The organism is Pseudomonas sp. GM24 (genome assembly GCF_000282235.1).
Lineage (GTDB): Bacteria > Pseudomonadota > Gammaproteobacteria > Pseudomonadales > Pseudomonadaceae > Aquipseudomonas.
Window position 1 is genome coordinate 1 of sequence record NZ_AKJR01000085.1, and the last position, 5,184, is coordinate 5,184.

General features: G+C 58.3%; 6 protein-coding genes. 2 read left to right on the forward strand and 4 right to left on the reverse strand.

Annotation, left to right across the window (positions count from 1 at the left end; all coding sequences use genetic code 11):
• Positions 1–94: 94 nt before the first annotated feature.
• Positions 95–1,024: an AraC family transcriptional regulator gene (locus PMI23_RS12655; RefSeq protein WP_007912614.1), complete on the reverse strand. Its 930-nt coding sequence runs from the start codon at positions 1,022–1,024 to the stop codon at positions 95–97.
• Between the two features lie 397 nt (positions 1,025–1,421).
• On the opposite strand from PMI23_RS12655, the gene PMI23_RS12660 reads away from it, so the two are divergent.
• Positions 1,422–1,775 carry a putative quinol monooxygenase gene (locus PMI23_RS12660; RefSeq protein ID WP_007912612.1) on the forward strand — a complete coding sequence of 118 codons (354 nt, stop codon included), beginning with the start codon at positions 1,422–1,424 and terminating at the stop codon, positions 1,773–1,775.
• A 44-nt stretch (positions 1,776–1,819) separates the two neighbouring features.
• Positions 1,820–2,062, forward strand: coding sequence for a hypothetical protein (locus PMI23_RS12665; RefSeq protein ID WP_042704945.1), 243 nt, complete (start codon positions 1,820–1,822; stop codon positions 2,060–2,062).
• 4 nt (positions 2,063–2,066) lie between these two features.
• Here PMI23_RS12665 and PMI23_RS12670 read toward each other — a convergent pair whose 3' ends face one another.
• The 3 genes from PMI23_RS12670 to PMI23_RS12680 form a co-directional block, all read right to left on the reverse strand.
• Positions 2,067–2,696 carry a flavin reductase family protein gene (locus tag PMI23_RS12670; RefSeq protein WP_007912610.1) on the reverse strand — a complete coding sequence of 210 codons (630 nt, stop codon included), beginning with the start codon at positions 2,694–2,696 and terminating at the stop codon, positions 2,067–2,069.
• A 255-nt stretch (positions 2,697–2,951) separates the two neighbouring features.
• Positions 2,952–3,227 (reverse strand): hypothetical protein, encoded by a 276-nt coding sequence (locus PMI23_RS12675; RefSeq protein ID WP_007912609.1) that lies wholly within the window; start codon positions 3,225–3,227, stop codon positions 2,952–2,954.
• A 382-nt stretch (positions 3,228–3,609) separates the two neighbouring features.
• On the reverse strand, positions 3,610–4,929 hold the full coding sequence (locus tag PMI23_RS12680) for an MFS transporter (RefSeq protein WP_007912608.1): 1,320 nt from the start codon (positions 4,927–4,929) through the stop codon (positions 3,610–3,612).
• Between the last annotated feature and the right edge of the window lie 255 nt (positions 4,930–5,184).

The following is a 5,184-nucleotide window of genomic DNA, read 5'->3' on the forward strand; positions in this document are numbered from 1 at the left end:
GCAAAGCACTTTCAGGTCGGTGAACCTCTCCAATATTCCCCATTCAGTCCCCTCTCCCTCTGGGAGAGGGTTAGGGTGAGGGGCTTCTAAACGGTCACACCGAAAGCCGCAACCGCGCCAAATCCCTTAACGGCGGCGCACCAAACAGCCGGCTGTACTCGCGGCTGAACTGCGACGGACTTTCATACCCCACGCGATACCCCGCCGCCGAAGCCTCCAGCCCCTCGGCCAGCATCAGGCGCCGCGCCTCTTGCAGGCGCAATTGCTTCTGATACTGCAGCGGGCTCATCGCCGTCATCGCCTTGAAACGGTGATGCAAGGTCGAGACGCTGAGGTTCACTTCCTTGGCCAGATCATCAATGCGCAACGGCTGCTCGAAGTTGCCGTTAAGCCATTTGATCGCCTGGCTGATGCGATGGCTCTGACTGTTGGCAATCGCGATTTCATACAAGCGATGCCCCTGCGGACTGCGCAGCAGGCGATAAAGAATCTCCCGGCGAATCAGCGGTGCGAGCATGGCGATGTCTTTCGGCGCATCGAGCAAACGTGCCAGACGCAGCACGGCATCGAGCATCGAACTGTCGATCTGCTCGACATACAAACCACGCCCGGTCGGCCGAGTCGGTACGCCCATGGGGCCGGCGTCAGCGATCAGCGCGGTGATTTCTGTCGGGTCGATATCCAGGCGCACAGCGAGGATCGGTTCCTCCGGCGAGACATTGACCACGCGCCCGCTCAGCGGCATCGAAACCGACACCACCAGATAATTCAGCGGGTCGTAGTTGAAGAACTCGTCGGCCAGGCGCACCTCTTTGCGCCCCTGCGCCATGATGCACAGCGCCGGTTGCGCGAGCACCGGGGCAAAGTCGTGGGATTTTGTGTGGCGCGACATGAACAGCGAGCCGATGGCGGTCTCGTAGCTGCCATCGTCGGTGGTATTGCGGCGGATGATCGCCGCCAGTTCCGCACGCTGTTTTTCCATGTCAGCGCTGGGTTCGGCTTGAAAACGATCGAATGACGTCATGCACGGCATCCTCGGCAGGGGAGGTGGAATGGAGCAGAGCATATGTTTGTGCAAGCGCCAGCGGTAGACACATCCTGCGAAATGCTTGCCTGATTCTGCCCGGAGCTGTTTTCGCGCCTGTCGCGATTCAACCCTTTAGGAGCTGCCGAAGGCTGCGATCTGTTGATCTTTAAAGCAAAATCAAAAGATCGCAGCCTTCGGCAGCTCCTACACAAAACGCGTATGACAACCGTGTGACGCCGTTTTACAGGTTGTTACAGCTTCTGGATGCAGTCTCGCAGGATTGTGCAACGCGGCGGCAGGAATCGACTAACGGCGGCCGGCGTGCGGCCCTTAACCTTTGAACCTGTCGCAGCCCGTCCCCCGGCTGCCACTCGACTCCCTGGGAGGGTTGAACATGTCCAAGCAGATTCCCGTCAGTCATATGGCCTTCGTTCGAGCGCGCGCCGGGCGTTCGGCGGAACTCGGTGTACGCCTGAGCGCGTTGATCGATCCGTCCCGCGCCGCCCCCGGTTGCCTGAGCTTTGCCTTGCAGCATTCGCAGTGTGATCCGGAGTTGTGGCTGGTCTCCGGGTTCTGGAGCAGTCAGCAAATGATGACCAACTATTTCAACAGCCCGTCGATGGAAGTATTCGCCGAGCTGGTGCAGGAGCTGGTGGTCAACAGCCTCGACTTCCACACTTTCAAGGACGTGTCGGCGGCGCAAGCCCTCGGCCAATGCCCGGCGCCGGTACACAAACTCGTCGGTTGAGGGTTTAATGTCCGGCTTAATTTGTCTGAGCCGGGATGTGTGACATGGCACGTAAAGAGTTCGAGCACTTCGAAGCAGTTTCCGCAGTCGTCCCCGTCGAGTTGGGCGGCAACAAGGGCTATCACGCGGCAATCGCGGTCAAGGCCCTGGTCGATGGCGGCGCACCACGCTTTCACAAACTGCTGAATGATCAAGTCTTCCCCGGCGCGATTGCTGCCGATGAAGCAGCCATCAATGAGCTGGATAACCTCAAGGGCGTCACTGAAGACGCCGACTTGATCTGGTAACGCGTTACTTGTTTGCGCCCGGACGCCACATCTTGAACAGGGCCTCAGGCCCCAGCTGGAAGTAGTCCGCCGGCCCGCCGCCGCGCAGAATCGGTTCTGCCGCGGCGGTGTCGTAGATGCCATCCTTCAACAGCCACTTGGCGATGTGCACGGCGACCACTTCGCCGAGGATCAGCCAGCTCGGCACCGTCTCGCCATCAGCGCGCTGCAATTGAATGATCTGCGTGACCTTGCACTCGAAGGACACCGGACTTTCGGCCACCCGTGGCACCGAAATCACCTTTGACGCGACGGTCGTCAATCCCGCCAACTCAAACTCGTTGACCTCAGGCGCGACCATCGCGCAGCTCTGATTCATCTGTTCGGCCAGCGGGCGGGTGGCGAGGTTCCAGACGAACTCGCCGGTCTGCTCGATGTTGTTCAGGCTGTCTTTGCGCCCGACGCTGGAAAAACCGATGATCGGCGGAATGTAGTTGAAGGCGTTGAAGAAACTGTACGGCGCCAGGTTCAACCGGCCGTTGGCATCCTGTGAAGAAATCCAGCCGATAGGCCTTGGACCGACGATGGCGTTGAACGGATCGTGGGGCAGACCGTGGCCGTTGGCGGGTTCGTAGAAGTGGATGTCATCGGGCATGGAGGGTGAGTTCCTGAGGCTGCGTTTCGGATGCAGCCATAGTGCAAGGACGCCCGGCATATTTCCAGCCAGACGCAAAACCCCGTGTAGGAGCTGCCGAAGGCTGCGATCTTTTGATTTTGCTTTTAAAGATCAAGATCAAAAGATCGCAGCCTTCGGCAGCTCCTACAGGGGATTTGTGTATTTGAGGAAATTATCATGCCCCAGAAATGACTAAGCCCGGCCAAGGCCGGGCTGTGAGAGGACTGCTGATACTTAGCTGATGGCAGCGGCGGTGCCGGTTTTGTCGAAGCCGTCAGCAGCAACCGTTTTACCCAGATTGGTCTTGTCGAAACCATCGGCAGCCACAGCTTTACCAATGTTGGTTTTATCAAAACCGTCAGCGGCGTAAGTACCCGAGTGGCTGGTTTCAATGGCCGCGCTGGCGCCGCTGATGAAGTCGGCAGATTTGGTTTTGTCCGAGCCGTCGGCAGCGAAAGTGTTGGCGGCCAGTACGGACAGGGTCAGGGCGAGGATCAGTTTGGTTTTCATGTCGGTTACTCCAGATTCGTTGGCGATGTGTCTTGCATGGGTTTAATGCTACGCCAACTAAATTGATTAAAAAGCGCAAAATAATGCTAAAAATAATCGATTAACTTGATATTAAGGGCGGCGCGTTGAATTCGCTTTCGTCGTCGGAGCGAGCGTCGCGCAGGTCATCGATCAGGTGATTGCAGAATGAGCGGGCAGCATTAATTAGCGATTAATCGCGTTGCGGCGTGTGTGAGGATTTTTTCATGCAGGTCTGGATAACGCGGTGACCCCATTCGCGAGCAGGCTCGCTCCCACAGGAAAAATGCATTCCAAATGTGGGAGCGAGCCTGCTCGCGAAGAGTCCATCACAGTCACCGTTGCAGTGGCTGTGAAAACCCGATCAGTCAGTCACGATTCGCGAATGTTTCTGGGTGTCCTTCATGGTGATGTACACCAGCAACGACACTGCGATGCACGCGGTCACGTACCAGTAGTAACCGGTTTCCATGCCGATGCTCTTGAACCACAGCGCGATGTATTCGGCGGTGCCGCCGAAGATCGATACGGTCAGTGCGTACGGTAGGCCGACGCCCAGGGCGCGGATTTCAGTCGGGAACAATTCAGCTTTGACCACCGCGTTGATCGAGGTGTAGCCGCTGACGATGATCAGCGCCGCCATGATCAGGAAGAACGCGCCCCACCAGGTTTGAATGGTGTGCAGGGTCATCAGGATCGGCACGGTGAAGATCGTCCCCAGCACGCCGAAGGCGATCAGGATCGGACGACGACCGATCTTGTCCGAGAGGCCACCGATGATCGGTTGCAGGCACATGAACAGGAACAGCGTGGCGGCAGAAATGGTGGTCGAGTCGGAGATGCTCATGCCGACCGTGTTCACCAGGTATTTCTGCATGTAAGTGGTGTAGGTGTAGAACGCCAAGGTGCCGCCCATGGTCAGGCCGACCACGGTCAGCAGCTCTTTGGGGTGGCGCATCAAGGTGCGCATGGCGCTTTCCTTGGACTTTTCTTTCTTGGTGAACGACTCGGTTTCTTCCATGCCACGACGCAGGTACAGCGCCACGACTGCACACAGCGCGCCGATGGCGAACGGAATACGCCAGCCCCATGCGTACAGCTGTTCAGTGGTCAGCACGTTCTGCAGCACGATCAGTACGCCCAGCGCGATGAGCTGGCCGGAGATCAGGGTCACGTACTGGAAGCTGGAGAAGAAGCCGCGACGTTCCTTGGTCGCCATCTCCGAGAGATAGGTCGCCGAGGTGCCGTATTCGCCACCGACCGACAGGCCTTGCAGCAGTCGCGCGAACACCAGCAGGATCGGCGCGCCGATGCCGATGGTTTCGTAGTTCGGGCTGAGGGCGATCAGCAGCGAGCCGAAGCACATCAGGTAGACCGAGGCCATCAGGGCTTTTTTACGTCCGACCTTGTCGGCGTACATGCCCATCAGCCAGCCACCGATCGGACGCATCAGAAAGCCGACGGCGAAGATCGCAGCGGTGTTCATCAGTTGGGCGGTGGTGGAACCGGCAGGGAAAAAGGTTTTCGCGAAGTACAGGGAGAAGGCGGCATACACATACCAGTCGTACCACTCGACCATGTTGCCGACGGAACCGCTGAAGATCGATTTGATCCGGCTGGCGGTGGTTCTTTCTTTGGCCGGCACGGCAGCCGACCCAAGTGGCAGGGCGTTGGAGTTATCCATTGAAGGATCCTTCGTTTAATTGTTTTTGTGGAGCGCGTTGGAACGCAGCCTGCGAGGGCTATAGCAGGAGGTGTGCCAACGGGGGGAGGGCCGGTTTAGAGGGCCGAGCGGGTTGGGGTGAGCGGGATATCGCCGAAGGATTTAGTTTGATGAGCGGATTTCCGCTTATTGGGGCGAAGATCAAAAGCCCCTCACCCTAACCCTCTCCCAGGGGGAGAGGGGACTGACCGAGTGGATTGTTCGAGTTACACCGAC

What these genes read in the sequence shown, in the direction of transcription:
- PMI23_RS12660 (WP_007912612.1), top strand. Translation starts at nt 1,422, where the DNA reads ATGTCCAAGCAGATTCCCGTCAGTCATATGGCCTTCGTTCGAGCGCGC.
- PMI23_RS12670 (WP_007912610.1), bottom strand. Translation starts at nt 2,696, where the DNA reads ATGCCCGATGACATCCACTTCTACGAACCCGCCAACGGCCACGGTCTG.
- PMI23_RS12680 (WP_007912608.1), bottom strand. Translation starts at nt 4,929, where the DNA reads ATGGATAACTCCAACGCCCTGCCACTTGGGTCGGCTGCCGTGCCGGCC.
- PMI23_RS12655 (WP_007912614.1), bottom strand. Translation starts at nt 1,024, where the DNA reads ATGACGTCATTCGATCGTTTTCAAGCCGAACCCAGCGCTGACATGGAA.
- PMI23_RS12675 (WP_007912609.1), bottom strand. Translation starts at nt 3,227, where the DNA reads ATGAAAACCAAACTGATCCTCGCCCTGACCCTGTCCGTACTGGCCGCC.
- PMI23_RS12665 (WP_042704945.1), top strand. Translation starts at nt 1,820, where the DNA reads ATGGCACGTAAAGAGTTCGAGCACTTCGAAGCAGTTTCCGCAGTCGTC.